General features: G+C 64.6%; 24 protein-coding genes and 1 tRNA gene. 14 read left to right on the top strand and 11 right to left on the bottom strand.

Features of this window, described 5'->3' with window-relative positions; all coding sequences use genetic code 11:
* Positions 1-4 precede the first annotated feature (4 nt).
* Positions 5-1,768 carry an iron ABC transporter permease gene (locus tag L598_RS15720; protein WP_144864021.1) on the top strand — a complete coding sequence of 588 codons (1,764 nt, stop codon included), beginning with the start codon at positions 5-7 and terminating at the stop codon, positions 1,766-1,768.
* Between the two features lie 362 nt (positions 1,769-2,130).
* Here L598_RS15720 and L598_RS15715 read toward each other — a convergent pair.
* From L598_RS15715 to L598_RS15675, 9 genes are all read right to left on the bottom strand, one after another.
* Positions 2,131-2,215: transfer RNA gene (locus tag L598_RS15715), tRNA-Leu, on the bottom strand.
* An 86-nt stretch (positions 2,216-2,301) separates the two neighbouring features.
* Positions 2,302-2,922, bottom strand: a complete 621-nt coding sequence (locus L598_RS15710) for a 2,3-bisphosphoglycerate-dependent phosphoglycerate mutase (RefSeq protein ID WP_144864019.1) — start codon at positions 2,920-2,922, stop codon at positions 2,302-2,304.
* Positions 2,923-2,959: 37 nt separating this feature from the next.
* Entirely contained in the window at positions 2,960-3,769 is an 810-nt protein-coding gene (dapB, locus tag L598_RS15705) for a 4-hydroxy-tetrahydrodipicolinate reductase (protein WP_144864017.1), read from the bottom strand.
* Positions 3,766-5,625 (bottom strand): ABC transporter ATP-binding protein, encoded by a 1,860-nt coding sequence (locus L598_RS15700; protein WP_246658778.1) that lies wholly within the window; start codon positions 5,623-5,625, stop codon positions 3,766-3,768. Before L598_RS15700 ends, dapB begins: the two co-directional genes overlap by 4 nt.
* A gap of 128 nt (positions 5,626-5,753) precedes the next feature.
* Positions 5,754-6,773, bottom strand: a complete 1,020-nt coding sequence (locus L598_RS15695) for a glucokinase (RefSeq protein WP_144864015.1) — start codon at positions 6,771-6,773, stop codon at positions 5,754-5,756.
* Positions 6,774-6,974: 201 nt separating this feature from the next.
* On the bottom strand, positions 6,975-8,006 hold the full coding sequence (gene mepA, locus L598_RS15690) for a penicillin-insensitive murein endopeptidase (protein ID WP_144864013.1): 1,032 nt from the start codon (positions 8,004-8,006) through the stop codon (positions 6,975-6,977).
* A gap of 76 nt (positions 8,007-8,082) precedes the next feature.
* Positions 8,083-9,006: an SDR family NAD(P)-dependent oxidoreductase gene (locus tag L598_RS15685; protein ID WP_144864011.1), complete on the bottom strand. Its 924-nt coding sequence runs from the start codon at positions 9,004-9,006 to the stop codon at positions 8,083-8,085.
* Positions 8,964-10,130 (bottom strand): tRNA epoxyqueuosine(34) reductase QueG, encoded by a 1,167-nt coding sequence (gene queG, locus L598_RS15680; RefSeq protein WP_144864009.1) that lies wholly within the window; start codon positions 10,128-10,130, stop codon positions 8,964-8,966. Before queG ends, L598_RS15685 begins: the two co-directional genes overlap by 43 nt.
* Positions 10,130-10,822 carry a glutathione S-transferase family protein gene (locus L598_RS15675; RefSeq protein ID WP_144864007.1) on the bottom strand — a complete coding sequence of 231 codons (693 nt, stop codon included), beginning with the start codon at positions 10,820-10,822 and terminating at the stop codon, positions 10,130-10,132. Before L598_RS15675 ends, queG begins: the two co-directional genes overlap by 1 nt.
* Positions 10,823-10,968: 146 nt before the next feature.
* Here L598_RS15675 and L598_RS15670 point away from each other — a divergent pair, with 146 nt between their 5' ends.
* Positions 10,969-11,775, top strand: coding sequence for an undecaprenyl-diphosphate phosphatase (locus L598_RS15670; RefSeq protein WP_144864005.1), 807 nt, complete (start codon positions 10,969-10,971; stop codon positions 11,773-11,775).
* 2 nt (positions 11,776-11,777) lie between these two features.
* Here L598_RS15670 and L598_RS15665 read toward each other — a convergent pair whose 3' ends face one another.
* Together L598_RS15665 and L598_RS15660 are read right to left on the bottom strand one after the other, a co-directional pair.
* Positions 11,778-12,545, bottom strand: a complete 768-nt coding sequence (locus L598_RS15665; protein ID WP_144864003.1) for a sulfite exporter TauE/SafE family protein — start codon at positions 12,543-12,545, stop codon at positions 11,778-11,780.
* Between the two features lie 10 nt (positions 12,546-12,555).
* On the bottom strand, positions 12,556-13,527 hold the full coding sequence (locus L598_RS15660) for a complex I NDUFA9 subunit family protein (RefSeq protein ID WP_144864001.1): 972 nt from the start codon (positions 13,525-13,527) through the stop codon (positions 12,556-12,558).
* 411 nt (positions 13,528-13,938) lie between these two features.
* Between L598_RS15660 and dtd the strand changes: the two genes are divergently transcribed.
* From dtd to ybeY, 12 genes are all read left to right on the top strand, one after another.
* Complete coding sequence (dtd, locus tag L598_RS15655) at positions 13,939-14,379, top strand: D-aminoacyl-tRNA deacylase (protein ID WP_144863999.1); 441 nt, start codon at positions 13,939-13,941, stop codon at positions 14,377-14,379.
* Positions 14,380-14,835: 456 nt separating this feature from the next.
* Positions 14,836-15,441: a hypothetical protein gene (locus L598_RS15650; RefSeq protein WP_144863997.1), complete on the top strand. Its 606-nt coding sequence runs from the start codon at positions 14,836-14,838 to the stop codon at positions 15,439-15,441.
* A gap of 110 nt (positions 15,442-15,551) precedes the next feature.
* Positions 15,552-16,223, top strand: coding sequence for a DUF1236 domain-containing protein (locus L598_RS15645; RefSeq protein ID WP_144863995.1), 672 nt, complete (start codon positions 15,552-15,554; stop codon positions 16,221-16,223).
* Positions 16,224-16,352: 129 nt separating this feature from the next.
* The gene (locus L598_RS15640; RefSeq protein ID WP_144863994.1) at positions 16,353-18,371 is read left to right on the top strand and encodes a hydantoinase/oxoprolinase family protein; all 2,019 of its coding nucleotides are present in this window, start codon (positions 16,353-16,355) and stop codon (positions 18,369-18,371) included.
* Positions 18,372-18,481: 110 nt separating this feature from the next.
* Positions 18,482-20,677 carry a malate synthase G gene (locus tag L598_RS15635; RefSeq protein ID WP_144863992.1) on the top strand — a complete coding sequence of 732 codons (2,196 nt, stop codon included), beginning with the start codon at positions 18,482-18,484 and terminating at the stop codon, positions 20,675-20,677.
* On the top strand, positions 20,649-21,113 hold the full coding sequence (locus L598_RS15630) for a GNAT family N-acetyltransferase (RefSeq protein ID WP_144863990.1): 465 nt from the start codon (positions 20,649-20,651) through the stop codon (positions 21,111-21,113). Before L598_RS15635 ends, L598_RS15630 begins: the two co-directional genes overlap by 29 nt.
* Positions 21,110-21,787: a tRNA (adenosine(37)-N6)-threonylcarbamoyltransferase complex dimerization subunit type 1 TsaB gene (gene tsaB / locus L598_RS15625; protein ID WP_144863988.1), complete on the top strand. Its 678-nt coding sequence runs from the start codon at positions 21,110-21,112 to the stop codon at positions 21,785-21,787. Before L598_RS15630 ends, tsaB begins: the two co-directional genes overlap by 4 nt.
* Positions 21,787-22,278 (top strand): ribosomal protein S18-alanine N-acetyltransferase, encoded by a 492-nt coding sequence (gene rimI, locus L598_RS15620; RefSeq protein WP_144864146.1) that lies wholly within the window; start codon positions 21,787-21,789, stop codon positions 22,276-22,278. The genes tsaB and rimI overlap by 1 nt, the downstream gene beginning before the upstream one ends.
* 23 nt (positions 22,279-22,301) lie before the next feature.
* Entirely contained in the window at positions 22,302-23,114 is an 813-nt protein-coding gene (locus tag L598_RS15615) for a lysophospholipid acyltransferase family protein (RefSeq protein WP_144863986.1), read from the top strand.
* A 165-nt stretch (positions 23,115-23,279) separates the two neighbouring features.
* Positions 23,280-24,581, top strand: a complete 1,302-nt coding sequence (gene miaB, locus L598_RS15610) for a tRNA (N6-isopentenyl adenosine(37)-C2)-methylthiotransferase MiaB (RefSeq protein ID WP_246658785.1) — start codon at positions 23,280-23,282, stop codon at positions 24,579-24,581.
* A 59-nt stretch (positions 24,582-24,640) separates the two neighbouring features.
* Complete coding sequence (locus L598_RS15605) at positions 24,641-25,639, top strand: PhoH family protein (RefSeq protein WP_144864144.1); 999 nt, start codon at positions 24,641-24,643, stop codon at positions 25,637-25,639.
* On the top strand, positions 25,639-26,148 hold the full coding sequence (gene ybeY, locus L598_RS15600; protein ID WP_186445063.1) for an rRNA maturation RNase YbeY: 510 nt from the start codon (positions 25,639-25,641) through the stop codon (positions 26,146-26,148). Before L598_RS15605 ends, ybeY begins: the two co-directional genes overlap by 1 nt.
* The last annotated feature ends 1 nt before the right edge of the window (position 26,149 follow it).

The following is a 26,149-nucleotide window of genomic DNA, read 5'->3' as shown; positions in this document are numbered from 1 at the left end:
CGGCATGACATCGCATTCCATCGCTTCCGTTCTCGACCCTGGACGCCGGAGAACGGAAAGCTGGTCGGACAGCGAGGGCGGCTTCATCTCCGCTCTCGTCGTTGCGGCCGTGTTGGTATTCTGCCTCGTGCCGATCATTCAGCTCGTCGCGGCCGCCTCGCACGTCTTTGCATCGGGTGCAGCCGAGGCGGTCGCGCTTTTGACCGAGCCCGCGGTCATGCGGGCGACGCTCAACACGCTGGCAATCGCCGCCGGCTCCACGCTTCTGGCGGTCCCGGTCGGAAGCCTCGTCGCCCTTGCCCTGGCGACGATGGAACTCAAGACCCGGCGCTCGCTCGCCTTTGTGTTCGTGCTCTCGCTGATGGTGGCGCCGCAGGTAACTGCGCTGGCCTTCAAAACGCTGGCGGGGCCTTCCTCTCCGATCCTCAATTTCCTGGGTCTCGCGCCGCCGCCGGGAACCGCCAATCCGATGCTTGGTTTCGGGGGCATTGCCCTTGTCATGGGATTGCACCATGCGCCCCTGGTCGCCATCGTGATCGCTTCGGGGCTTGTCCGCGTCCCGAAAATGCTTGTGGAGGCGGCCATGCTGGATGGCGCCCGTCCCTTGGCGATCGTCAGGGACGTGATCCTTCCCGTCATCCGGCTCAACATTTTCTCGGCCATCCTTCTTTCCTTTGTGGCGGGTGTCGGCAATTTCGGCATTCCAGCATTGCTGGGCCTGCCGGTCGGTGTTTTGACCCTGCCCACGATGGTTTACCGGCGACTGGCGAGTTTCGGAGGCGGCGCGATCAACGACGCCGCTCTGGTGTCCCTGCTGATCGCGCTGATCGCGGGGACGGCCGTGGTCGCTTCGGCCTGGCTGATGTCCCGACGGAATGTCAGAACGGATGCCGAGCGCCAGATGGAGCCGTTCATCCGCCGGCGGGCGGTAACCGGTCCCACCGAGGCTGCCTTGTGGCTCTTTTTCGCGGCAACCATTCTGCTGCCCCTGGCCTCGCTCGTCGCCAGGTCGCTGGTGCCTGCCTACGGCGTGATGCTGAGTTTCGAAACCCTGACCCTGTCCCAATATACCGAAGTGCTGTGGAGGCAGGCGCTCATTCAACGCGCCTTCGCCAATTCGCTTGCCTATGCGGGAGGAGCCGCAGTGATCTTGGCCATCCTGTCATTCCTCCTCGCCTATGTCATCGACCGGCGCCTCGCATGGGCGCGGATGGCGATACTTCCGGTCGTGGAAATGCCCTATGCCCTGCCTGGCGTGGTCGTTGCGATCGCCTGCATACTTCTATTCGTGAATCCCTTGCCGCTGGGCGGCCTCACCATCTATGGCACGGCATGGATCATTGTCTTCGCCTATCTGGCGTCCTTCCTGGCGATTGCCCTGAAGCCGGTCATCGCGGCTGTTTCGTCGCTTGAGCGCGATGTGGAAGAGGCTGCCCTGATAGATGGCGCGGGGGTCGCGGCGCGTCTTTGGACCATCATCCTTCCGCTCGTGCTGCCCTCGGTCGCGGCGGGAGGCTTGATGGTGTTTCTGCTTGCCTTCAACGAACTTACCATTTCCGCTCTCCTGTGGTCGGCGGGCACCGAAACGCTCGGCGTCGCTCTCCTCAATCTCGAGGACGCGGGTCTTGGGGCCGAAGCGGCAGCACTTGCAGTCGTGGCCACCGGCATTATTGCCGCGCTCATGGTCGTTCTCGAAATGGCAAGCTCTTGTTTCCCGGAAAATGCATTGCCCTGGCATCAGTTGGCGGTGCCGGGCAGGCGCCATTGACAATCCCCAGATCGCGCATTTGCACCACGCTGCCGCAGCGGCTGGGCGATCGGGTTCGACGGCCCCAAGTCCTGGAGCGACAATCGTATTGTCGCTCGGGCCGGGAACAATCCTTCATGGCTCAAGTTAGGGCGCGTGGCGGAAAGGAACGCTTCTCCCGGCACCCTCCCTGGCCTCTCCGCTGCGTCACTTTCTCTCTGTGCACCTCCCCGGCCGCCGCGAGTGGCGGCCGGGGCAAGGAACTGCGCAAATGAAGGCTGAAGGCCCCCGCTCGTAAGCGCCCGGCGCATCGCTGACCGCCCAGCCGGATCGGCCATGCAAGCGACGATTCGGGCTTGGACAGGGAAATTTGGGGGGAAAGATGGTGCCCAGGAGAGGACTCGAACCTCCACGCCTCGCGGCACACGGACCTGAACCGTGCGCGTCTACCAATTCCGCCACCTGGGCTAGGTGCGCTGCCGATGTAAGCGGGCGAGCCTACCGTGTCAACGCGGATTTCTTGTCGCGGCAGCAAAATCCGCCTTGCTGGAGCCTCAGCCCTCAAGCACCTCCTTGGAGGCAACGGTCGAATCCGCGTTGAGCTTGTAGATGATCGGAATGCCCGTGCCGATCTCCATCTTCACGATCTCGTCGGCCGAAAGCCCGTCCAGCACCATGACCAGCGAGCGCAGCGAGTTGCCGTGGGCGGCCACGAGGACGCTCTCGCCGCGCAGGACATGCGGCTGGATGGTGCGGATGTAATAGGGCCAGACGCGCGCGCCGGTGTCCTTCAGGCTCTCGCCGCCGGGTGGCGGCACGTCATAGGAACGGCGCCAGACATGCACCTGCTCCTCGCCCCATTTGGCGCGGGCATCGTCCTTGTTCAGGCCGGAGAGGTCGCCGTAGTCGCGCTCGTTGAGCGCCTGGTCGCGCAGAGTCTCAAGCCCGGTCTGGCCAAGCTCCGCAAGGATCAGGTCATTCGTCACTTGCGCGCGCTTCAGAACCGAGGTGAATGCGATGTCGAACCTGAAGCCGCGTTCCTTCAGCTTTCTGCCCGCCGAGCGCGCTTCCTGGTCGCCCTTCTCGGTCAGCCCGGGGTCCTTCCAGCCGGTGAAAAGGTTCTTGAGGTTCCATTCGCTCTGGCCATGGCGGACGAGGACGAGGGTTCCGGACATGTCTTAAGCTTCCTTCCTTACGGTGTGGTTGGAAATGTCAGCTGAGCCCGAGCACGTCGAGCATGGAATAAAGCCCCGGCTTCCTGTCGCGCGCCCATAGCGCCGCCTTTACCGCGCCGCGGGCGAAGATCGCGCGGTCCTCGGCCTGATGCGTCAGCGTCACGCGTTCGCCGCTGCCCGCCAGGATCACCGAGTGGTCCCCGACGACGGAACCGCCCCGCAGGGTGGCGAAGCCGATCGTTCCCGGTTCGCGCGGGCCGGTATGGCCGTCGCGCACGCGAACGCTTTTCTCCGCAAGCCGGATTTCCCGGCCGGCGGCAGCCGCCTCGCCGAGCAGCAGCGCCGTGCCCGAAGGTGCGTCGACCTTGTTGCGATGGTGCATTTCGACGATCTCTATATCGAAATCCTCGTCCAGAGCCCTTGCCGCCTGCTTCACAAGAACGGCGAGCAGATTCACGCCAAGGCTCATATTGCCGGACTTGACCACCGTTGCATGACGCGCCGCAGCCCTGATCTTTGCCTCATGCTCTTCCGAGCAGCCGGTCGTGCCGATGACATGTACGATGCGAGCCTGCGCCGCATAGCCGGCAAATTCCACCGTGGCATCCGGCGTAGTGAAATCGAGCACGCCGTCGGCGCGGGCGAAGACTGGCAGCGGGTCGTCCGAGATCGGCATGCCCAGGCTGCCGAGGCCGGCAAGCTCTCCGGCATCCTTGCCCAGATGCGGCGAGCCCGAACGCTCCACGGCCCCAACGATGCGGACGTCTTCCATGGAATGAACGGTCCGGACCAGCGTCTGGCCCATGCGGCCGCCGGCGCCAACGATGACAAGGCCCATATCGCTCATCTGCGATCCTCCTGGTCCGCCGTTTCCGTCCTTGCAGGTTCCTTCATTCCGCCGGCATCGCCCGAAACGTCCTCGAGAAGGTTCTCGCTTTTTTCGCGCTGCATCCTGTGGAAGCGGGCATAGACGCCGCCGGGCTTCCTCACAAGCGACTTGTGCGTCCCCTGTTCCACGAGACGACCGTCTTCCAGCACGACGATGTGATCGGCGTTGACGACCGTGGAAAGGCGATGCGCGATGACCAGCGTCGTGCGCGTGCGCATGATCCCCTCGAGCGCCTCCTGCACTTTCGCTTCCGATTCGCTGTCGAGTGCGGATGTCGCCTCGTCGAGGAGCAGGATCGGCGCATCGCGGACGATGGCACGCGCAATGGAAAGTCGCTGCCGCTGGCCCCCCGACAGGGTCATGCCGTTCTCCCCCACCATGGTGTCGTAGCCGTTCGGCTGCTGGCGGATGAATTCGTCGGCATGGGCGAGGCGCGCCGCTTCCTGGATCTCCTCATCGGTGGCGTCCGGCCGGCCGTAGCGGATATTGTCACGGATCGACCCTTCGAAGAGGTAGGGCTGCTGCGAGACATAGGCGATCGAGCGGCGGAGCGACTTCTTCGTCACCCCGGCAATATCGCATCCGTCGATCTCGATGCGCCCGCCATCCACGTCATAGAAACGTTGCAGGAGCGCAAAAAGCGTCGATTTTCCGGCGCCGGAGGGGCCGACGATTGCCGTCGTCTTGCCCGCCTTCGCCTCGAAGCTCACGCCCTTCAGGATGCGCAGCTTTTCGGCATAGGAGAAAACGACCTTGTCGAACCTTATATGGCCCCGATCGACCGTCAGTTCGGACGCCCCCGGAACATCGCCCTGCTGCGGCTCGATGTCGAGGATCTCGTAGATCATGCGCGCATTGACGAGCGCGCGCTCCAGATTGACCTGCACCCGCGCAAGCCGGCGGGCGGGGTCATAGGCCAGCAGCAGCGCGGTTATGAAGGCGAAGACGGAGCCGGGCGGCTCGGSGGCGGTGGTCGCCCGGTAGCCGGCATAGGCCAGCACACCGGCAATGGCGAGGCCGGCGAGAATTTCCGTTATGGGGCCGAGGCGTTCCGAGACGCGGGAAATCCGGTTGGCGCGCGCTTCCGCATTGGAGATCAGCGTGCTCATCTTCTCGGCAATCTGATCCTCCATCGTGAAGGCCTTGATGATGGCAATCCCCTGAGTGGATTCCTGCATGGCCCCGAGCAGGCGAGAATTGATCTCCACCGCTTCGCGCGTCGCCTTTCTCAACCGCCGCATCAGGTAGTTGACGGACAGGATGAGGGGCGGGCCGATGGTAAGAGCAATCAGGGACAGGAACGGATCCTGCATGATCATGACTGCCACCAGCCCGATCAGGGAGAGCGCGTCGCGGGCGACGGAGGTCAGCGTCATGTTCAGGAGGTCGCGCACGCCGGTCACATTCTGGCTGATCTGCGCGGCAAGCTGGCCGGAGCGGGTCGTCGTGAAGAAGCCGATGCCGAGCTTCATCAGATGATCGAAGATGCGGCGCTGATAGCGGGCGACGATATTGTTGCCGATCCTGGCGAGGAGGACCGCCTGACCGTAGGTCGCCAGCCCGCGAATGGTGAAGGCGGCGATGATGGCGAGGCAGATGCTCCACAGCAGGTTCCATCGTTGCCGGTAGAAGACCTCGTCTATGATGTCGCGCATGATCCAGGCCGTGAAGGCCGTGGTGGCGGCGATTGCCACCATGCAGATAACCGCCAGCACATAAGACGGGACATATTCGCGGCCGTTCTCCGAGAGCACCCGCCTGAGGACGGCAATGACCTCGCCTGGATCCGCCTTTTTCCCTGTTCTTGAGCCCAACAACCAGATCCGCTCTTGATTCCCGCCGCCCCCTCAGGGGGCAATCGGCATTGCCGGGATGCGTATGCCTGCTCCCGGCGGCCGTTGCAATCGCAGAATTGCCGAGGGTCCGCGCAATCAGGCCTTGCTCAAGCGCCCCGCCATCTTCTTCCGGCAGTCTCGACACCAAATCGTGCAGGCGTGCGGGCGTATGCCGCGATGCCCGTCAATGCCGCGGTCGGATGCGTGATGACGAAGACCGGCATGGCCGACAGAAGCGCTCTGTGAGGCGCCTTGTCCTCGAACGCGGCGCGGAATTTGCCGTTCTTCAGCGCGGGAACGATCTTCTGCGCGATGCCGCCGGTAAGATAGACGCCGCCGCGGCTCATGAAGATCAGAGCCAGGTCGCCGGCGAGCCGGCCCAGGCAGGTCACGAATATGTCGAGCGATTCGACCGCGATCGGATCGGCGCCTTCCAGCCCGGCCGCCGTGATTTCCGACGGGGTGGAAAAGGCCGGCTCCTTGTCGTCAGCTTTCGCCACCGCGCGGTAGATATTCACCAGACCGCGGCCGCACAGCAACTGCTCGGCCGAAATCCGGCCTTCGATCGGCTCCAGATGCGGAAAGACCTGGAAGTCCCGCGGTGAACGCGGGCCGAGATCGACATGCCCGCCTTCTCCGGGCACGGGAATCCAGATGCGGCGGGAGTTGACGAGGCCCGCCACGCCCAGGCCGGTACCGGGACCGAGCACCACCCGGCTGCCGGCTTCTTCCGCAATGCCGCTGCCTATCCTTTCGAGATGTTCTTCGCCAAGCGCGACCACGGCGAGCGCCTGCGCCTCGAAATCGTTGAGGATCACGATATCGGAAAGGCCCAATTCGGAGATCAGCTTGCGCGGGCGAACCACCCAGTCGCAATTGGTCAGGTCGATCTCGTCGCCGTCCACCGGTCCGGCGACGGCCAGAACGGCCGAGCGCGGTTGCAGCGAGGTCCGGTCCAGGACCGCTGCCTGGATAGCTTCGTCGATCGTGGCGTAATCCGCGGTCTGGACGACAGGAAACGCCTTCGGTTCGGCATAGGAATCGACCAGTATCGCGAACCTGGCGTTGGTTCCGCCGATATCCCCGATCAGGATCGGAAAACTGAGGACGTCGTTCTGGATGGACATTTCAGACGGATCCGGCTCCCGAATATTGTGCGTGACTGCCTGCGTATAACAATTTTCGCAGCCGCTTCGTTCGATGCCATCCCATGACACAACCGATTGCAAGCCGCATCAGCGCCTGCGCTCTACATCACGCAGCACGGGTGTAAATCGGTTGAAGCTATATGCAAGGCCGCCGGCAAGGGAAAGACCTTTCCGGCAAGTTCAGCGCCCTGTCGGTCGGGGCATGGGCAGGGGGATCGCCGAAGCCGGAATGCTCGAAAGGGCTTCCGCCGGGTCGATGGTGTCATAGGCCTTTACCGTGGTGGCCATGACCGGGGCCTCGGGCCCCGTGACCGTCACGGCAAGTTCGGACGGCGGCGAAGCGGCGGCCAGCACGGTGCGGCAGGCCGGCGGCAATTGCGCCAGGGTCATGATGTCGCGCGCCTTGGGCTTCTCCGGACCTTTGGCGGGCCGCCACGGTTCCTCGGTGAACCACCAGGCAAGAGACTGATCGCAGCCGTCACCTCGAGGCGGCGGATTCTGTGAGCTGCAACCGGGCGAGCCTTTCGGACATGAGATTCGGATGTGAAAATGATAGTCGTGCCCCCAGAAGGGCCGGACCTTGCGCAGCCAGGAGCGATCGCCTCTCACGGTATCGCAGAGCTTCTTCTTGATGCCGGGATGGACCAGTATGCGTTCCACCTCCGGATAGCGGGCCGCGTTCTTCAGAAGCGCCGCATGCAAGGGCGTCCATTTCCGGTCGTCCACATGGAGCGAGCCGTCCCGCAGCATGGAAACCGCGCTGACGGACTCGCGCTCGGCCGCCGTAAGCCTGCGGTTCGGCATGGGCGTGAACCAGATATCCGCGTCAAGCCCGATCTGGTGCGAGGCATGGCCGGTCAGCATCGGTCCGCCGCGCGGCTGGGAGATGTCGCCGACCAGCAGGCCGGGCCAGCCAGCCTTTGCCGCATCGCGCGAAAGCCGCTCGATCAGCCGGATCATATCCGGATGGCCCCAGCGACGGTTGCGCGAAAGCCGCATGGCCTGCCAGTGCGGCCCGTCGGTGGCGATTGCCATGCCGCCGGAGAAGCATCCCTTGGAATAAAATCCGTATGATGCTGGTTCTGCGGCGGCGGGAAGCGTTTTGGCGCCGAAAAGCTCCTTTGCAAGCGGTTCGCCCGCTGCATCGGAGGAAAAGGCCCCAAGGACCAGGCTGGCGGCGAGAGCAAGAAGCCGCAGGCTCGAATTCCACATTCGGTCGCAAATCCCCTTCCGGGCCCCTCGCGGCGAATCATACCATGTCTGGCCCTGATTTTCGAGGATGTCGGGTTCAGGCTTGGCCGCGCCACGCGCCTCGCCGCCACATGTCGTCAAGCGCGGCGATATAGTCGGGATACCGAAATCGGTATCCTGCCGCCTTGATGCGGCCATTCGCCACGCGCTTGCACTCGTCGTAGAAGGAACGCGCCATCGGACTGAGCCCGGCGCTCTCGAAGGGAACCTCCGGCGGAGGTTCGATACCCATCAGCCGGGCGGCATGTTCCACCACGTCCTGCGGCGGGGATGGCTTGTCGTCGCTGACGTTGAAGATGCCCCCGATGCGGCCCTGCGCGAGATGGAGCAGTGCGCCGGCAATATCATCGACATGGATGCGGTTGAAGACCTGGCCGGGCTTTATGATCCGCCGCGCAGTGCCCCGTTCGAGATTGACGAAGGCATTCCTTCCGGGCCCGTAAATTCCCGAAAGGCGCAATATTGCGAGCGGACAGCCGCGCTCCCTTCCGAGCCCCAGCCATCTTTCCTCGGCCTGGAGCCGCGCCGCCGACCGGCGCGAGACCGGCCGGCATTCGCTTTCCTCGTTGACCCATGCACAGCCATGGTCGCCATAGACCCCGACGGTCGAAAGATAGCCGATCCATTCAAGGGCCGGCATGGAGCACAGGATCGTCTCGCGCGCGGCGAGGAATGCCGGATCGGAATCTTCCCCCGGAGCGATCGAGATGACCAGATGCGAGACCGAAGAGAGCGCGGATGCGATTTCGGCCGAAAGGGCATTTCCCTCGAAAAGAAAGGGCTTCATGCTGCATCTCGCCAGGGCCGGCGCTTTTTCGCGCGAGCGGGTCGTCCCACCGACGAACTCCGCAGTGCCTGCGATCTCTTTCGCAAATGCCTGGCCGGAAAAGCCGGCTCCGAAAACAAATACCCGCACCTCTACGCCTCTATCATCGCATCGGGCGCAAGAACCGCGTCCCATTCCTCCAGCACGTCCGCATCCCGTTCCAGAAGCCGGGCCCGCTCGGCGAATTTCCTCAATTCGGCCGCGGGAAGAAGGCGCGACAGGGCCCATGCGGCCGCGCCGCGCACAAGGGGCGAGGCATCCTCGGCGAGCCTCCGGCAGGCGGGGGCCAGATCGCGGTCGCCGGAATTGCTTGCGGCGATCAGCACGTTGCGGATGAAGCGGTCGCGGCCGATGCGCTTCACCGGCGAGCCGGAAAAGAGGCTGCGGAAGGCGGCGTCGTCAAGCAGCAGAAGATCCCCGATCCGCGGCTCCTTCAGATCCTCGCGCGCCTTCAGTTTCGCTTCCGAAGCCTCCTCCGCGAACTTGTTCCAGGGGCAGACGGCGAGGCAGTCGTCGCAGCCATAGATGCGATTGCCCATCTCGCTGCGGAATTCGGCCGGGATCGGCCCTTTATGCTCGATCGTCAGATAGGAAATGCAGCGCCGCGCATCGAGTTGATAGGGTGCCGGGAAGGCGTCGGTCGGGCAGATGTCGAGACATGCCCGGCACGAGCCGCAATGGTCGGTTTCGGCTTCGTCGGGCGTCAATTCCGCCGTCGTGAAGATCGATCCCAGGAACAGCCACGAGCCCAGCCGCCTGCTGACGAGATTGGTGTGCTTGCCCTGCCAGCCAAGTCCCGCCGCGGCGGCCAGCGGCTTTTCCATCACCGGCGCCGTGTCCACGAAGACCTTCACCTCGGCTCCGCTGCGGGCGGCAAAGCGGCCGGCCAGCTCCTTCAGGCGGCCCTTGATCACATCATGATAGTCGCGATTGCGCGCATAGACAGAGATCGCCGCGCGATCCTTCTTTTTCAGGATGTCGAGCGGGTTCCCGGCCGGCCCGTAATTCATGCCGAGCATGATGACGGAGCGGGCTTGCGGCCAGAGATTTTCAGGCGCGGCGCGGCGTTCGGCCGTTTCGGCCATCCAGTCCATGGTCCCGTGGCGGCCCTTGCGCAGGAATTCGGAAAGCCTTTCGCCGCTTTCGGGCACGGCACCGGGTCTCGTCACCGCCACGACGTCGAAGCCGGCCCTTTCCGCCTCGGTCTCGATGAATGTGCGGAGCCGGTCTGCCTTGTGGGAGATGCCGGCGGGTTTCATCAGAAATCGAGGTCCGCGTAGTGGGAGACGGGCGACAGGCCGCGCACGCGATCGGCGAGCAGCGGGCGGAAGGAGGGCCGCGATTTCATGCGGCTGTACCAGTCGCGGGCTGCGGCATATTCGCTCCAGTTGATCTCGCCGAGATAGTCGAGGACCGAAAGCGTGGCGGCGGCGGCCAGGTCGGCATAGCTCAACCGCGGCCCCGCGAGCCAGTCGCGCGTGCCGGCGAGCCAGTTCGTGTATTTGAGATGCTGGCGTATGTTGGCGCGCGCGGCGCGGATGGCTGTGGAATCCGGCGAGCTGCTGCCGTGCTCGCTCCCCATGAGCGGCTTCAGTGCCCTTTCGCGCACAAGATGGCGCGCAACGTCGCTGTCCGTTTTCACGAGGTACCAGTCCATGAGCCGGCGGATCTCGGCACGCTGGATGGGATCTTCGGCCATGAGCCGCCTTTCGCGCCGCAAGGCGCCGCGGGTCTCGTCGAGATATTCGGCGATCACGTTCGCGCCGACGATCGGATGATCGCCTTCGGCGAGGAGTACCGGCACCGTGCCGGCCGGATTGATGGTGAGGAACTCCTTGCGCCGCATCCAGGGCCGTTCCTCGATGAGGGCAACTTCCTCGCCATATTCGCCAAAGGCAAGCCGGATGAAGCGGCAGGATGCATAAAGAGGATGATGGAACAGGGTCAGCATGATCGGCTAATTTTTATGATCGCTCTGGCCATTTCGTGGCCGCAACGCTAATCCTCAGGCGCCCGATTCCCCGGGCGCTGGAACGTCGCTCCGAGCTATAGGGGCGTTAAAAGGCCATTACAAGCGGCTCCCGCTCCGGAGGCATCTTGGACCATCAGACCATTGTGGAAGCGCTTCTGCTCGGGCTCCTTGAGGGACTGACGGAGTTCATACCCGTCTCCTCCACGGGCCATATCCTGCTGGCCGGCCATTTCCTGGGTTTCGAATCGACCGGCAAGACCTTCGAGGTGCTGATCCAGCTCGGTGCGATTCTCGCCATTCTCAGCGTCTATTTCGGGCGCCTGCGGCAGATGGTGGTGGATCTGCCGCGCGACCCCCGGACCCGGCATTTCGTCGCCGGCATCCTGCTCGCCTTCCTGCCGGCGGCGGTGATCGGCGCGCTGGCGCATGGCTTCATCAAGACCGTGCTCTTCGAGACGCCGATGCTGATCTGCATCATGCTCATCCTGGGCGGCTTCGTGCTGTTGTGGGTCGATGGCTGGGCCACCCAGCCGAAATACAAGGACGTGACCGCCTTTCCCATGCGGGTCTATTTCGCGATCGGCCTTTTCCAGTGCCTGTCCATGATCCCCGGCACCTCGCGTTCAGGCTCGACCATCGTCGGGGCGCTGCTCTTGGGGGCCGACAAGCGCTCGGCGGCGGAGTTCTCCTTCTTCCTCGCCATGCCGACCATGGTGGGAGCCTTTGCCTACGACCTGTTCAAGAACCGCGGCATCCTGACTGCCTCGGATTTCACCCTCATCCTTGCCGGCTTCATCGCGGCATTCGTCATGGCCGTCATCGTCGTGCGCTGGCTGCTGGATTATGTCTCCAGGCGCGGCTACCGCCTTTTCGGCTGGTGGCGGCTCGCCGTCGGCACCTTGGGCCTGATCGCCCTGCTGATCTGGGGCTGATCCTAAAGAAGTCCCATGATCCCGCGCCGGACGAGATCGAGCGCCAGCAGCGTGAGGCCGATCCGGAACCAGCGGCGGAAGGTCTCCTCGGGCAGCCTTTCCAGCCAGCGCGTGCCGTAGACGGTTCCCAGATAGCCCGACAGCACCATCAGGGCGATCAGGGGCAGCCAAGCCGCGAAAGCAAAGCCGGCAAAGCCGAAGACGACGATCTTGAGCGCGTGCTGCACGGTCATTCCCGCGGCATGGGTGGCGACCAGGGCCTTGCGGTCGCCGGCGAATATCTGCGCCAGCAAGGCCGAGAGCAGGGGGCCGGTGGCGCCGACGAACATGCTCAGAAGCGCCAGAAACGCGCTGCCGACCGCAAGCCCGGCGGCGCTCAGCTTCTCCACGCCCGGCAGTTTCGCCCAGGTGACCGCGATGACGAACAGGCCGAGCACGAGCTTCAGAACCGCGTCGGGGATCTGGAAGACGAAAAAGACGCCGACAATGGCGCCGAGCAGGCTTCCCGCCACGAAAGGCACGGCTATGTCGAGGCGGATATTTGCCCGCTGATGCCATGCGCGTCCGGTATTGGAGCCAAGCTGCACGGCCCCATGGACCGGGATCAGCGCCGCGACCGGCAGAAAGAAGCCCATGAGCGTCAGCATGGCGACGCCGCCGCCGACCCCGAAGGCGGCCGTCAGCGCCGATGTGAAGAAGCTGGCGGCGACGAGAAGCAGGGCCGGAAGGGCGGCGAGCCCGTCCGGCAGCAGGATTTCGCCCAGCCCCAACGGTGCCGCCTCAGTGCTGCGGTTTGGTGAATTGTCCGGCCGGACGATAGGTCCACAGATAGGAAGGCACGATGGCGTCGATGGAATGGGCGCCGATCCCCAGCCCGTTCAGGGTGCGTTTTTCCTCTTCGGCGGCCTGCGAGACGACATTGTCGATCTGCAGCAGCTTCACCTGATCCGGCGTGAGCGGCGGATTGGGCAGCATGCCCAGCACCTTCGCCTGAAGGCGCGCCACTGGCCACGGCACGGAGACGAACATGCGCCTGCGGTTGATGATCCGCAGCATCTCCTCCATGCATTCGCGGAAGGTGAGGACTTCCGGGCCCCCGAGCTCGTAGATGCGGCCGCCCTCTACATCGCCATCGACGGCGCGCGCATAGGCTTCGGCCACGTCCCCGACATAGACGGGCTGGAGCCTGTTCGAGCCGCCGCCGAGCAGCGGCAGGACGGGCGAGATCCGCGCCATGGCGGCGAAACGGTTGAAGAACTTGTCCTCCGGGCCGAACACGATCGAGCTGCGGAAGATCACGGCCTCGGGGACGATTTCCCTCACCGCCGCCTCGCCGAGCGCCTTCGTCCGGGCGTAGGAGGAGGGGGAATTGATGTCGGCGCCGATCGCGGAAACCTGCGTCAGCGGCGCGCCTGCCGCGCGTGCCGCCTCGGCCACCGCGCGCGCTCCCAGATGCTGCACGGCGTCGAAACGCTGGTGGCCGCTCTCGGCGAGGATGCCGACCAGGTTTATGACATGGTCGGCGCCTTCCACCGCCCGGTCCACCGACCAGCGATAGCGCAAATTGGCCTGGATGGGCTGAATCTGCCCCATGCTGCCGAGCGGCTGCAGGTAATTCGCAAGCTCCGGCCGGCGGCAGGCCACGCGCACCCGGTAGCCCCGCCGCGCCAGCGCCTGCACCAGATGCCGCCCGACGAAACCGGAGCCGCCAAACACTGTTACGAGCTTCGGCTTTGCGCTGATCGTGACCATGATCTTCCCGATTTCCTTGGTTTTTCCGGGGCTTCATAATCGGTTTTGGACGAAAGGCAAAGGGTGCTGTGAGCGACTTCGGCAACCGTCCCGCTCTGCCGCTTTGCATGACGGTACCGGCTCACCGATTACAACAAGGGCGATCCGGTCAGGATGGCGATCCTCGTTAAAGGAAAGCCGGTCGACGCGCCATTCGCCGGAGACGCAGGGATCCTCGCAGACGGTGTTCTTCGAGCAAATGAGATGAGGGATTGGCCACTTGCAAAACCCTCACGGGATTTTGGGCAAGCACCCCCCCTAAACGCCCTCCTGGCTCGACTCTTCGACAGGCACACCACTCACCGTCAAGGGCCATTGCCACACTCTGCATCATTTGGAAGAAATGTGGCCAAAGGAGTTTTCTCTCAGCCCATGCGATCCCTCATCCAGCGCGTCTCCTCCGCCTCCGTCACCGTTGACGGCACTGTCACCGGTTCCATCGGTCCCGGCCTCCTGATCCTCGTCTGCGCAATGCAGGGCGACACGGAGAAACAGTCCGAATGGCTGGCGCGGAAGGTCGTCAATCTGCGCATCTTCCGGGATGATGAAGGCCGGATGAACCGCTCGCTTATCGATACGGGCGGTGCGGCGCTGATCGTCAGCCAGTTCACGCTGGCGGCGGAAACGAAAGGCAATCGCCCCGGTTTCTCCACTGCCGCCCCGCCGGAGGAGGGCAGGCGCCTTTACGAGCACTTCTCGGCGCAAGTCGCCTCGCATGGCGTGACCGTCGCCAACGGCGTCTTCGGCGGGGATATGAAAGTGGCGCTCGTCAATGACGGGCCGGTCACCATCTGGCTCGAAACCCCAGGCTGAGCCTGGCTTTGCGGGCCTTCGAGCCCGCCTCCCTGCCGGTGGCCGCCATCCGTAAACCGGCCAATTTATCCCCGCCCGTTTTTTCTCCCTTATGATTGTTCGCGTTCCTCCCGCCGGGGACGCATCTCGAGACGTCGTTGTGCGGGGAGGGGCCGGCGCCTCCGTCCTGCCCTCGTAAGGCGGGGCCGGGGAGGTTCCGTCCAAGGGTTCCCCTCCCGGTACTAYGGCCGGGGCGTGCTGGACGAGCACACAGCCCTGCGATGGCAAGCAGGGGCAGCGGAACGGGCGGAAACGGAAATCGCCGGACGGGCGGTTGCGAGATCGCACCAAACAACAAAAAGATGAGCGATCCTTCGACCGCCCGTCTCCCCCAAATTTTCAACAACCCGGCCTGCGGCGCGGGAATGCCTGCGCGCGGCCGTCATTTCCCCAACCGACAAACGAGAGGCAGGAAAGATGGACGACGAGAAAGACAATGGCTTCGACCCGGACTGGACCATCGCCGGTGCTGCGGCCGGAATGGGGTTCGATCCGGAGGAGGACTGGGACAGGATCCCGATGAAGGTCCGGCCGCTGGCGGATTACCGGACGCCGAAGCCCGTATACAAGCCGATGGACTGGAGCAATCACGAGGTCACGGACCGCTACGACTTTGTCCATATCCCGGCCGACGATCCCTGGCCGCGCTTCAAGGTCCGCCATTTGCCGCGCCGTCCCGGCGAGACCGATGCGCAACACGCGGTGAACCGGCGACTGGCGGAGGAGGACCACCGCTGTATGGGCGTCTATCTCGGGCTGGCACAGCACGCTTCGACCTTGTGCGATCATTTCCGCGATTGCCGCGAGGGGGTATGCCGGCGCGCCGGAAAATGCCTATCCCGGCGCCCGGAGGACGACTGGACCCTCCTTGGCGGACCGATGATACCGCCCTGCTGCGACACGGAGGAACGGGTCGAGAGGGTCCACGGCATGATCCGCGATATGGTCGATGAGCTGATGAACCAGCCGGCCGATGGGCCAGCGGATGGGCCAGCGGATGGGAAAGCGGATCGGGAGGGCTGAATCAGCGCCTTGCGTGACCGTCTGCCGACCAAAATCGGGAACCCCGACGGCGTTCGGCGGTTTTATGCGGCGAGGGACGTGAAAACGACCAAGGAACGAAAGGAAGAATAATGCGTAAGCTTCTTCTCGCTACTGTGGCCCTTGCCGCTCTCGGTGCCGCTCCCGCCATCGCGCAGGATCCTCCCGCCGTGTCGCAAAGGGACAATGGCGCTGTGCAGACCGAGCGTGAAACGACCGAAACCAGAAGCCGCGGCGTCGGTGCTGCCGGCGGCGCGGCCACCGGCGCCATTGCCGGCGCGGTTGTCGGCGGACCGATCGGCGCCGTGGTCGGCGGCTTTACCGGCGCGGTGATCGGCGCCGAGACGGCCGTGCCGGAACCCGCCGTCGAATATGTGGTCTCCAACCCGGTCGAGCCGGTGACGCTGGAAGGCCGCATCGTCGAGGGCGCTGTCGTGCCCGAGACCGCGACGCTGCAGCCGATCCCCGACTATCCGGACTATGCCTATGTCTATGCGGATGGCCGTCCGGTCATCGTCAAGGCGCAGACGCGCGAAGTCGTCTATTCGCCGGGCTATGTCGTGCCCGACCAGACGGTGACCTATGTCGAGCAGAACCCGGTCGATCCGGTAACGGTCGACACCACCATCACCACCGGTTCCGTCGTGCCGCCGGAGGTGGAGATCAGGCCAGTGCCGGAAGACCCGGCCTATGGCTATATCTACACCGAGACCGGCCCGGTTCTGGTCCAGCGCGACACGCGCACCGTCGTGTGGACGCGCTGACGCACAGGCATACTGCAATCATTGCGCCGTCGCGGGAAACCGCGGCGGCTTTCCTATGTGCCGAAGCTGCGGTAGGAGCATTGATCCTGAAGCGGGGAAATTGTCCCCGGTGCGGGAAAAGCCGTTACGATGCACACAAGGAACCAGCCGGCCGGGCCGCTCAGCCTGGGCATAGACACCGGCGGCACCTATACCGACGCCGTTCTCTTCTCCGAGGCGGCCGGCGCCATGGCCAAGGCCAAGGCGCTGACCACGCGTCACGATCTGGCCGTCGGCATCGCGGGCGCCGTGGATGCGGTGCTGGCGGAATCGGGGATCGATCCGGCGCGGATCGGGCTGGTCTCCATGTCCACCACGCTCGCCACCAACGCCCTGGTGGAAGGCCAGGGCGGGCGAGTGGCGCTGGTCATGGTGGGCTTCTCCGAGGCCGATCTCGCCCGCGACGGGTTGAGGACGGCGCTCGGAGCCGATCCGGTGATCTTCCTGCCCGGCGGCCATGACGTCCACGGCAACGAGACTCCGCTTGATATGGAGGCTCTGGAGTCGGAGCTGGATGCTCTCGGCCGATCCGTCTCCGCCTTCGCGGTCTGCGCCTATTTCGCCGTCCGCAATCCGGCGCATGAGATTGCCGTGCGCGAAAGGGTGCGGGAGGCGACGGGCCTGCCGGTGACGGCAAGCCACGAGCTCTCCTCCCGGCTCGGCGGCCCGCGCCGGGCCCTCACCACGCTTCTCAATGCCCGCCTCGTCTCCCTCATCGACCGCCTGATCGCCGCCACCGAAACGTTCCTTCAGGATCGTGGCATCTCCGCCCCGCTGATGGTGGTGCGCGGAGACGGCGCTCTGGTCTCGGCCGGCTTCGCCCGCCAGCGCCCGATCGAGACGATCCTGTCCGGCCCCGCCGCCAGCCTCGTCGGTGCCCGTCACATGACCGGCCTCGACGATGCGATCGTGTCGGATATCGGCGGCACCACCACGGATGTCGCCGTGCTCGACAAGGGGCGTCCGCGCATCGACCCGGAAGGGGCCACCGTCGGCGGCTTCCGCACCATGGTGGAGGCGGTTGCCATGCGTACCTTCGGCCTTGGCGGAGATTCGGAGATCGGGCTGGAGGAAGGCGCGCTCGATCCGCGCCTCGTGCTCGGTCCGCGCCGGCTGGTCCCGCTTTCGCTGGCCGCCCACCTGCATGGCCGGGTCGTGCTGGAGGGGCTGGAACGCCAGCTCCGCCAGCCCAATCCCGGCCGCTTCGACGGGCGCTTCGCCTTCCGTGCGGGCATCCCCGACCGCTTTGCCGCCGGCCTCTCGCAGGCTGAGGAAAAGCTTTATGGCCGCATCGGCCCCGAGCCTGTAGCATTAGACGGGCTTTTGACATCGACGGCACAGCTTGCGACCCTGAACCGGCTCGTTTCGCGCGGCCTCGTCCACATAGCCGGCTTCACGCCCTCCGACGCCGCGCATGTTCTCGGACGGCAGGAAACCTGGAACCGGGAGGCCGCCCGTCTCGGCGCGGGCCTCTTCGCCCGCCGCCGCGATGGCCGGGGCCAGGCCATAGCGGACACTCCCGAGGCGCTTTGCAAGCGCGTTCTGGCCGCGCTTGCCCGCCGTTCGGCGGAAGTGATCTTCGAGACGGCTTTCGCCGAAGACGGCATGGATGGTCCGGCGACCGTCGCCCATGCACTGGTGCGCCGCGCCGTCGATGGCGAAAAGGGCATAGCGCGTTTCTCGCTCACCCTCGACCGTCCGGTCATCGGCCTCGGGGCGTCCGCGCCGCTGCACTATGCCCGGCTGGGCGATCTGGTCGGCAGCGAATGCATCGTGCCGGCCGATACGGACGTCGCCAATGCGCTGGGTGCGGTGGTCGGCCAGGTGCGGGTGAGCGCCGAGGCGAGGGTGAGCCAGCCCAACGAGGGGCTTTTCCGCGTCAGTGCCGGCACGACGATCCGCGATTTCCCCGACGAGGAGGCGGCCATGGCCTTTGCGCAGGAGACGATTCGCAGGATCGCCCGGGAAAGAGCCGAAGCGGCGGGCGCCGAGGAAGCGAGAACGGTGCTGGAGAACGATATCCGCGCCGCCACGGTTGAAGGGCAGCGCAAGTTCATCGAGGCGATCGTCACCGCTGTCGCCTCCGGCCGGCCGAGAATTGCGCAATGAGATATGCATGAGCAAGAAAGACCTTCACGCCCGGAATGAATTGACCGTTCGGCCCTGCCGTGGTGAAAGCGCATGAGACCATGCAGGATGACGAAGCGGAGGTTAGCCATATGACGGATCGCGTCGAGATCGAGGGACTGGCGGTGGACCGCCGGTTGCACGACTTCCTGGTCGGCGAAGCGTTGCCCGGAACGGGTGTCGAGGCTGCCGCCTTCTGGAAGGGGTTTTCGGCCATCGTGCACGATCTTGCGCCGAGAAACCGCGAACTCCTCGCCATGCGGGACCGCATGCAGGAAAAGCTCGATCAATGGTATCGCGACAATGGCGCCCCCTCCGACCTCGCGGTATACGAGGATTTCCTGCGCGAAATCGGCTATCTCCTGCCCGAGGGCCCTGATTTCCAGGTAACGACCGCGAATGTCGATCCGGAGATCGCCGCGGTTGCCGGCCCTCAGCTCGTCGTGCCGGTGATGAATGCGCGCTATGCCTTGAACGCGGCCAATGCGCGCTGGGGCTCGCTTTATGACGCGCTCTACGGCACCGATGCGATCCCCGAGGACGATGGCGCAGAGAAAGGAAATGGCTACAATCCGAAGCGGGGCGAGAAGGTCATCGCCTGGGCGCGGAGCTTCCTCGATGAAGCCGTGCCGCTGGCATCCGGCTCGTGGAGCGATGCGACGGATCTTGCCGTAGAGAGCGGCAGGCTCGTGGTCGGGACGGATGCGGGCCGGACCGGCCTCAAGGATCCGGCCAGGTTTGCCGGTTATATCAGTGACCAGGCGAATCCGGATGCCGTCCTTTGCGTGAATAACGGCCTGCATGTGAAGATCGTGATCGACCGCAACCATCCGATCGGCAGGACCGACAAGGCCGGTATCGCGGATGTGGTGCTGGAAGCCGCATTGACGACAATCCAGGATTGCGAGGATTCGGTTGCTGCCGTCGATGCGGAAGACAAGGTCGTAGTCTACCGCAACTGGCTCGGCCTGATGAAGGGCGACCTGAAGGAGACGTTCGAAAAGGGCGGCAAGACGGTTACCCGCGCGCTTGCGGAAGATCTGCGTATCACCGCGCCGGACGGCACAGCGATTACCTTGCCCGGCCGCTCTCTGATGCTGGTGCGCAATGTCGGCCACCTGATGACCAATCCGGCAATCCTTGACCGCGACGGCAACGAGGTGCCGGAGGGCATCATGGATGCGATGTTCACGGCGCTGATTGCGCTGCACGACATCGGACCCAACGGCCGCCGCGCGAATTCCCGCGCCGGCTCCATGTATGTGGTGAAGCCCAAGATGCACGGTCCCGACGAGGTGGCCTTCGCTGTCGAGCTGTTCGGCCGCGTCGAGGATGCGCTCGGCATGGCCGGAAACACCATCAAGATGGGCATCATGGACGAGGAGCGGCGCACGACGGTCAACCTCAAGGAATGCATCCGCGCCGCTAGCGAGCGGGTGGTCTTCATCAATACAGGCTTCCTCGACCGCACCGGCGACGAGATACACACCTCCATGGAAGCCGGGCCGATGATCCGCAAGGGCGATATGAAGCAGGCCGCCTGGATCCAGGCATACGAGAACTGGAACGTCGATATAGGTCTCGAATGCGGGCTTTCCGGCCACGCTCAGATCGGCAAGGGCATGTGGGCCATGCCCGACCTGATGGCTGCGATGCTGGAGCAGAAGATCGGACATCCGAAGGCCGGGGCCAATACGGCATGGGTGCCTTCGCCCACCGCCGCAACGCTTCATGCCACTCACTATCACAAGGTCGATGTGCAGGCCGTACAGACGCAGTTGAAGGACAGGCCGCGCGCCCAATTGTCGGACATTCTCTCGGTCCCGGTCGCCTCGCGGCCGAACTGGTCGCCCGAGGAAATCCAGAAGGAGCTCGACAACAATGCTCAGGGCATCCTCGGCTATGTGGTGCGCTGGGTGGACCAGGGTGTGGGCTGCTCCAAGGTGCCGGACATCAACGATGTCGGCCTGATGGAGGACCGCGCCACGCTGCGCATATCCTCTCAGCATATCGCCAACTGGCTGCATCACGGCGTCTGCACGCGCGAGCAGGTGATGGAGACGATGAAACGCATGGCGGCCGTCGTCGACCGGCAGAATGCCGGCGACCCGCTCTATCGCCCGATGGCCCCGGATTTTGACAATTCCATCGCCTTCCAGGCAGCCTGCGATCTGGTGTTCAAGGGCCGCGAGCAGCCGAACGGCTATACCGAGCCGGTTCTCCATGCTCGCCGGCTGGAATTGAAGGCGCGGGACGTCGATGCTGCGGCTGAGACCTCCGTTACCTGACGAAGGTCCGGCTCTCACCGAGCTCTGCCTGCGATCGAAGGCGGTGCATGGCTATGACGCGGCGTTCATGGAGGCCTGCCGGGGCGAACTAACGGTCGATCCTGCCAGGCCGGCATCCCGGATCATGGTCGCCGAAATGGATGGTGTCCGCGCCGGCATCGCCGAGATATCCTTTGCCGGCAACGAGGCCGAATTGGACAAGTTGTTCGTGGAACTGGCCTGTCAGGGAAAGGGCGTGGGCAAAGTGCTTCTCGATTGGGCGAAGTCGGAGGCGATAAAGCATGGCGCCGGAGCGCTGGTCTTCGACGCCGATCCGGGCGCGTGCGATTTCTATGAAAAACAAGGCGCGATTCTGGAAAGCCGGACGCCGTCGGGCTCCATTCCAGGGCGGTTCCTGCCGCGCTACCGGCTGCCGCTGCGGGGAGGCTCCGCATGAAGCTCCTCGCCATCGACACCGCCGCGGACCTTTGTGCCGCTTGCGTTTTCGACACCCAGAGCGGGGAGCTTGGCCGCTCGGTTCTCGACATTGGCAAGGGCCATGCGGAGCACCTGATGGCGGTGGTGACGGAAGCCCTGCAGGCGGCAGGTGCAGCCTATGCAGATCTCGACGGACTTGCGGTGTCCATCGGTCCGGGCTCCTTTACCGGCGTGCGGGTCGGAGTGGCGGCCGCGCGCGGTTTCGCCCTCGCCCTGAAGATACCGGCTCTGGGCGTAACGACGCTGGAAGCAGTCTCAGCCGAGACGGCGGAGGATTGGCCGGGGCGGTCGGTCATGGTTGCGATCGGCAGCCGCCCCGAAGGCCTGTCCGTCCAGCTTTTCGACGGGAGCGGTACTGCCTTGATCGAGGCTTCGGCCATGCCGGCGCAAGCCGCGGCGAAAGAAGCTCTGCGCGTCGGCGCCGTTCTTGCGGGCAATGGCGCTTGCCTGATCGCTGAAGCAGCCGGCGGCGGCTTCGATCTGGGTCCGGCGGCGGCGACAGCCGATATCGCCACCTATGCCCGCATTGCTTCCGTGAAGAATTTCGGCGGACCGCCGCCAAAGCCGCTTTATCTGCGCGAGCCGGATGCCAAGCCGCAGGCCGGTTTCGCGCTTGCGCGGAAAGAAAGATGATTCGCATCCCGTTCATCTCCCAGCCGCGCGAATATGCCGTCCGACCGCTGACACAGGAGGACAGCGGCCGGCTGTCCGAACTTCACGAAGAGGATTTCGTCCGTCCCTGGAGCGAGGAGGAGTTTTCCTCCCTTCTCCTGCAGGATCCGGCTTTCGGCTTTGGGGCCGTTGAGATCGGTCGGCGTGGAGCGCCCCTAGTCGGCTTCGTGCTGGCGCGGCTTGCGGCCGGCGAGGCGGAAATCCTCACATTGGCGGTAGCGCGTTCCCATCGCAGAGCCGGCATAGGCCGTCAGTTGATGGATGCAGTGCTGCGCGAACTGCATGCCGCTCGCGCCGAGGCTCTGTTCCTCGAAGTCGACGAAACCAATGCACCGGCGATCGCGCTCTACCGCCGGCTCGGCTTCCGGCAGGTCGGCAATCGCCCCGACTATTACCGGGACGCGCTGAACCGTCCGACCGGCGCGCTGGTCATGCGCCGCGACCTTCGCTAGCACAGCAGATCGAGGCGACGAAGATGACGAGCGCAATCGGCAATATGCGGATGGCAGTGGGGCTGACGACCATGGCGGTCGCCACGCTGCTGCTTCTCCCCATACAGCTTTTCGCGCTGCGTACCGGCTGGATACGGGACGGGCGCGTGCCGCGTCTATGGCACAGGCTGGCCGCCCGCGTGCTCGGATTGCGTGTCCGGACCCACGGCAGGATTGCGGAGCGCCGCCCGTTGCTGATCGCCGCCAATCATGTCTCCTGGAGCGATATCGTCGTGCTCGGCTCCATCGCGGAGGTGCATTTCGTCGCCAAGTCCGAGATGGCCGGATGGCCGATATTGGGCACCTTCGCCCGGCTGCAGCGTTCCGTCTTCGTGGAACGGGAAATGCGCCGCAAGTCGGGGGATCAGGCGCGCGAGCTTTCCGCGCGCCTGGCCAACGGCGATCCGATGGTACTCTTCGCGGAAGGCACCACCGGTCCGGGCAGCGGGGTCATGCCGTTCAAGAGCACGCTGTTCGGCGCAGCCCAGATGGCGCTGCAGAACCTGCCCGGCGACAGCGTGCTCGTCCAGCCGGTCGCCATCGCCTATACAAGGCTTTACGGGTTGCCGATGAGCGGCCGCGAACGTGCCGAAATCGCCTGGATCGGCGACACGCCCCTGGTGCCCCATCTGAAAAGCCTGTTTGCCAGACGGGCAATGGATGTGGAGGTGTATTTCGGCGAACCGGTGCTGTTCGCTTCCGGCAATGACCGCAAGGCGGTGACGCGGGAGGTCGAAAGCAGCGTGCGGACTATGCTGGCCAAGGCGCTCAGGGATCCGCCGGTCGCCGGCCGCTGACCTTTTTCATGCAGAATCGTCTGTTTTTTGTCACCGAAAACCGGTAGAGAGCCCGGCATGGAACAGAATGCGACACTGGCAGAACCGCGCGAGGAAGCAGCCGAGGCCAATGGTCCGGTAACGGCCAGGGCCAAAAAGGTCTTCGTCAAGACCTATGGCTGCCAGATGAACGTCTATGACTCCCAGCGCATGGCCGATGCGCTGGCGCGTGACGGCTATCAGCCGACCGAGGTGATGGAGGAGGCCGATCTGGTTCTTCTCAATACCTGTCATATCCGCGAAAAGGCGGCGGAGAAGGTCTATTCGGAGCTCGGCCGCATCCGCAAGCTGAAGGAGGAGCGCGCCGAGAAAGGCGACGAGCTCATCATCGGCGTTGCCGGATGCGTCGCACAGGCGGAAGGCCAGGAGATCATCCGCCGTGCGCCGGCCGTCGATCTGGTGATCGGTCCGCAGACCTATCATCGCTTGCCGGATGCGGTGGGCCGCGCCCGGCGCGGCGAGAAGATCGTCGAGACGGATTATGCGATCGAGGACAAGTTCGAGCACCTGCCGGCGCCCGAGCGCAGGGCTGTCCGCAGCCGCGGCGTGACCGCCTTCCTCACCGTTCAGGAAGGCTGCGACAAGTTCTGCACCTTCTGTGTGGTGCCCTATACGCGCGGTTCGGAGGTCTCGCGGCCGGTGGCGCAAATCCTCGACGAGGCGCGTCGGCTGGCCGATGCCGGCGTGCGGGAACTGACCCTGCTCGGCCAGAACGTCAATGCCTGGCATGGCGAGGGACCGGACGGCGAATGGGGACTCGGCCGGCTGCTCTTCCGTTTGGCAGAGGTGCCCAGTATCGAGAGGCTGCGCTACACGACCAGCCATCCGCGCGACATGGACGACGAACTGATTGCCGCCCATCGCGATCTCGACAAGCTGATGCCTTATCTGCATCTGCCGGTACAGGCGGGTTCCGACCGTATCCTGAAGGCGATGAACCGCCGCCACAAGGCCGTGGACTATCTTCGCCTGATCGACCGCATCCGTGCGGCACGGCCGGATATCGCCATGTCGGGCGATTTCATTGTAGGCTTCCCGGGTGAAACCGACGAGGATTTCGAGGCCACCATGCGGATCGTGCGAGAGGTCACCTATGCCCAGGCCTTCTCGTTCAAATATTCGCCGCGGCCGGGAACACCGGGCGCAGACATGCCGTTTCAGGTGGCGGAAGAGGTGAAGGACGAGCGGCTGCAGCGCCTGCAGGCGCTGCTGACGGAACAGCAGAAGGCCTTTGCGGCTGGCCTGGTCGGCAAGGAAATGGATATATTGATCGAGAAGCCCGGACGCCGGACCGGTCAGATTGTGGGCCGGTCGCCTTGGCTGCAGCCGGTGATTGTTGATGAAACGGCTGGCGAAATAGGTGACATTGTCCGGGTGCGAATCACGGAGGCGGGGGCAAACAGCCTCTTCTCCGAGCCGGTCCTATAGAGGAGACGCGCTTGACCGCCACGACGGAGTTGAAGAACAGGCCCTCCGGGGCCTCGGACATGGCGCATATCGTACTGACTTTCGACAATAACAAACTCGCCAGCGCGCTTTACGGCCCGTTCGATGAGAATCTGGCAAGACTGGAGCAGAAGCTCGGGGTCGACATCCGCTCCAAGGGAAACCAGCTTTCGATCAAGGGGGATTCTACGGCCGCCGAGCAGGCGCGCCGGGCTCTCGACCACCTCTACGAGCTGGCGCAGAAGGGCGTGGAGCTTTCGCCTTCCGATGTCGACGGCGCCGTTCGCCTTTCGCTTGCCGCCGACGACCAACTCACCTTGCCGACCATGGAGCGCAAGGGCAAGATGGCCGCTGCCCAGATCTCGACCCGCAAGCGCACCATCTATGCGCGCTCGGCCAACCAGGATGCCTATATGCGCGCCCTGGAGCGGGCGGAACTCGTCTTCGGCATCGGACCCGCAGGAACCGGCAAGACCTTTCTCGCCGTCGCCTATGCCGCAATGCTTCTGGAACGCGGCATGGTCGAGCGCATCGTGCTTTCCCGCCCGGCGGTGGAGGCCGGGGAACGGCTGGGCTTCCTGCCGGGCGATATGCGCGAGAAAGTGGATCCCTATCTGCGTCCGCTCTATGACGCGCTTTACGACATGATGCCGGCCGAAAAGGTGGAGCGCTCGCTGGCCGCCGGCGTCATCGAGGTCGCCCCCCTTGCCTTCATGCGCGGCCGCACGCTGGCCAATGCCGCCGTGATCCTGGACGAGGCGCAGAACACCACGCCGATGCAGATGAAGATGTTCCTGACGCGCCTCGGCGAGAATGCGCGCATGATCGTCACCGGCGATCCGAGTCAGATCGATCTGCCGCCCAACACCAAGTCCGGTCTGGTGGAGGCGCTGCGCGTGCTGGACGAGGTGCCGGGCATTGTCACGGTCCGCTTCAATGAAAGCGACGTGGTGCGTCATCCGCTGGTGGCGGCGATCGTGGCGGCCTATGACCGCGACGCGACCGGCGTCGGAACAGCGGGGAAGCCGCCGCAAAGCTGATGTCCGCTGACCCTCGGATTGACAGCCGCGAGGAGAGTGGCGTTTCGGTCGATTGCATGATCGAGGCGGGCGACTGGCCGGAACCGGAAGGACTTTACGCGCTCGCCGGGCGGGCCATCCACGCGGCGGCGCGGGAGGCAGGAGCCGCCCTGCCCGAAGGAGCGGAAGTCAGCATCGTCTTTACCGACGACGCGCATATACGCGGCCTGAATGCCGAATGGCGCGGCAAGGACAAGCCGACCAATGTCCTGTCATTTCCGGCCGGGCCGACGCTTCCCGGCAGTGTGCAGCCCCCGATCCTGGGCGACATCGTGCTCGCCCGCGAGACGATTCTTCGGGAGGCACAGGAACAGGCCAAGCCCGTCGAGGACCATCTTTCGCACCTTGTCGTTCATGGTTTTCTGCATTTACTGGGCTATGATCATGAGACGGATGACGAAGCGGAAGCGATGGAGGCGCTGGAACGGCAAATCCTGCAAGGTCTTGCCATCGCCGATCCTTATGCATAAC

This window comes from Mesorhizobium sp. J18 (assembly GCF_007829525.1).
Classification (GTDB): Bacteria; Pseudomonadota; Alphaproteobacteria; order Rhizobiales; family Rhizobiaceae; genus VLJP01.
This window is presented reverse-complemented; position numbering and strand designations above follow the sequence as displayed.

Bases quoted from the DNA above. Each gene is read 5' to 3' on its own strand.
- L598_RS15635 (WP_144863992.1), top strand. From the start codon at position 18,482: ATGACGGATCGCGTCGAGATCGAGGGACTGGCGGTGGACCGCCGGTTG.
- L598_RS15720 (WP_144864021.1), top strand. From the start codon at position 5: ATGACATCGCATTCCATCGCTTCCGTTCTCGACCCTGGACGCCGGAGA.
- ybeY (WP_186445063.1), top strand. From the start codon at position 25,639: ATGTCCGCTGACCCTCGGATTGACAGCCGCGAGGAGAGTGGCGTTTCG.
- mepA (WP_144864013.1), bottom strand. From the start codon at position 8,006: ATGTGGAATTCGAGCCTGCGGCTTCTTGCTCTCGCCGCCAGCCTGGTC.
- dtd (WP_144863999.1), top strand. From the start codon at position 13,939: ATGCGATCCCTCATCCAGCGCGTCTCCTCCGCCTCCGTCACCGTTGAC.
- L598_RS15675 (WP_144864007.1), bottom strand. From the start codon at position 10,822: ATGCTGACCCTGTTCCATCATCCTCTTTATGCATCCTGCCGCTTCATC.
- L598_RS15650 (WP_144863997.1), top strand. From the start codon at position 14,836: ATGGACGACGAGAAAGACAATGGCTTCGACCCGGACTGGACCATCGCC.
- L598_RS15630 (WP_144863990.1), top strand. From the start codon at position 20,649: ATGCTGCGGCTGAGACCTCCGTTACCTGACGAAGGTCCGGCTCTCACC.
- L598_RS15645 (WP_144863995.1), top strand. From the start codon at position 15,552: ATGCGTAAGCTTCTTCTCGCTACTGTGGCCCTTGCCGCTCTCGGTGCC.
- dapB (WP_144864017.1), bottom strand. From the start codon at position 3,769: ATGAGCGATATGGGCCTTGTCATCGTTGGCGCCGGCGGCCGCATGGGC.
- L598_RS15640 (WP_144863994.1), top strand. From the start codon at position 16,353: ATGCACACAAGGAACCAGCCGGCCGGGCCGCTCAGCCTGGGCATAGAC.
- L598_RS15615 (WP_144863986.1), top strand. From the start codon at position 22,302: ATGACGAGCGCAATCGGCAATATGCGGATGGCAGTGGGGCTGACGACC.
- L598_RS15710 (WP_144864019.1), bottom strand. From the start codon at position 2,922: ATGTCCGGAACCCTCGTCCTCGTCCGCCATGGCCAGAGCGAATGGAAC.
- tsaB (WP_144863988.1), top strand. From the start codon at position 21,110: ATGAAGCTCCTCGCCATCGACACCGCCGCGGACCTTTGTGCCGCTTGC.
- miaB (WP_246658785.1), top strand. From the start codon at position 23,280: ATGAACGTCTATGACTCCCAGCGCATGGCCGATGCGCTGGCGCGTGAC.
- L598_RS15695 (WP_144864015.1), bottom strand. From the start codon at position 6,773: ATGTCCATCCAGAACGACGTCCTCAGTTTTCCGATCCTGATCGGGGAT.
- queG (WP_144864009.1), bottom strand. From the start codon at position 10,130: ATGAAACCCGCCGGCATCTCCCACAAGGCAGACCGGCTCCGCACATTC.
- L598_RS15605 (WP_144864144.1), top strand. From the start codon at position 24,641: ATGGCGCATATCGTACTGACTTTCGACAATAACAAACTCGCCAGCGCG.
- L598_RS15685 (WP_144864011.1), bottom strand. From the start codon at position 9,006: ATGGGACGCGGTTCTTGCGCCCGATGCGATGATAGAGGCGTAGAGGTG.
- L598_RS15660 (WP_144864001.1), bottom strand. From the start codon at position 13,527: ATGGTCACGATCAGCGCAAAGCCGAAGCTCGTAACAGTGTTTGGCGGC.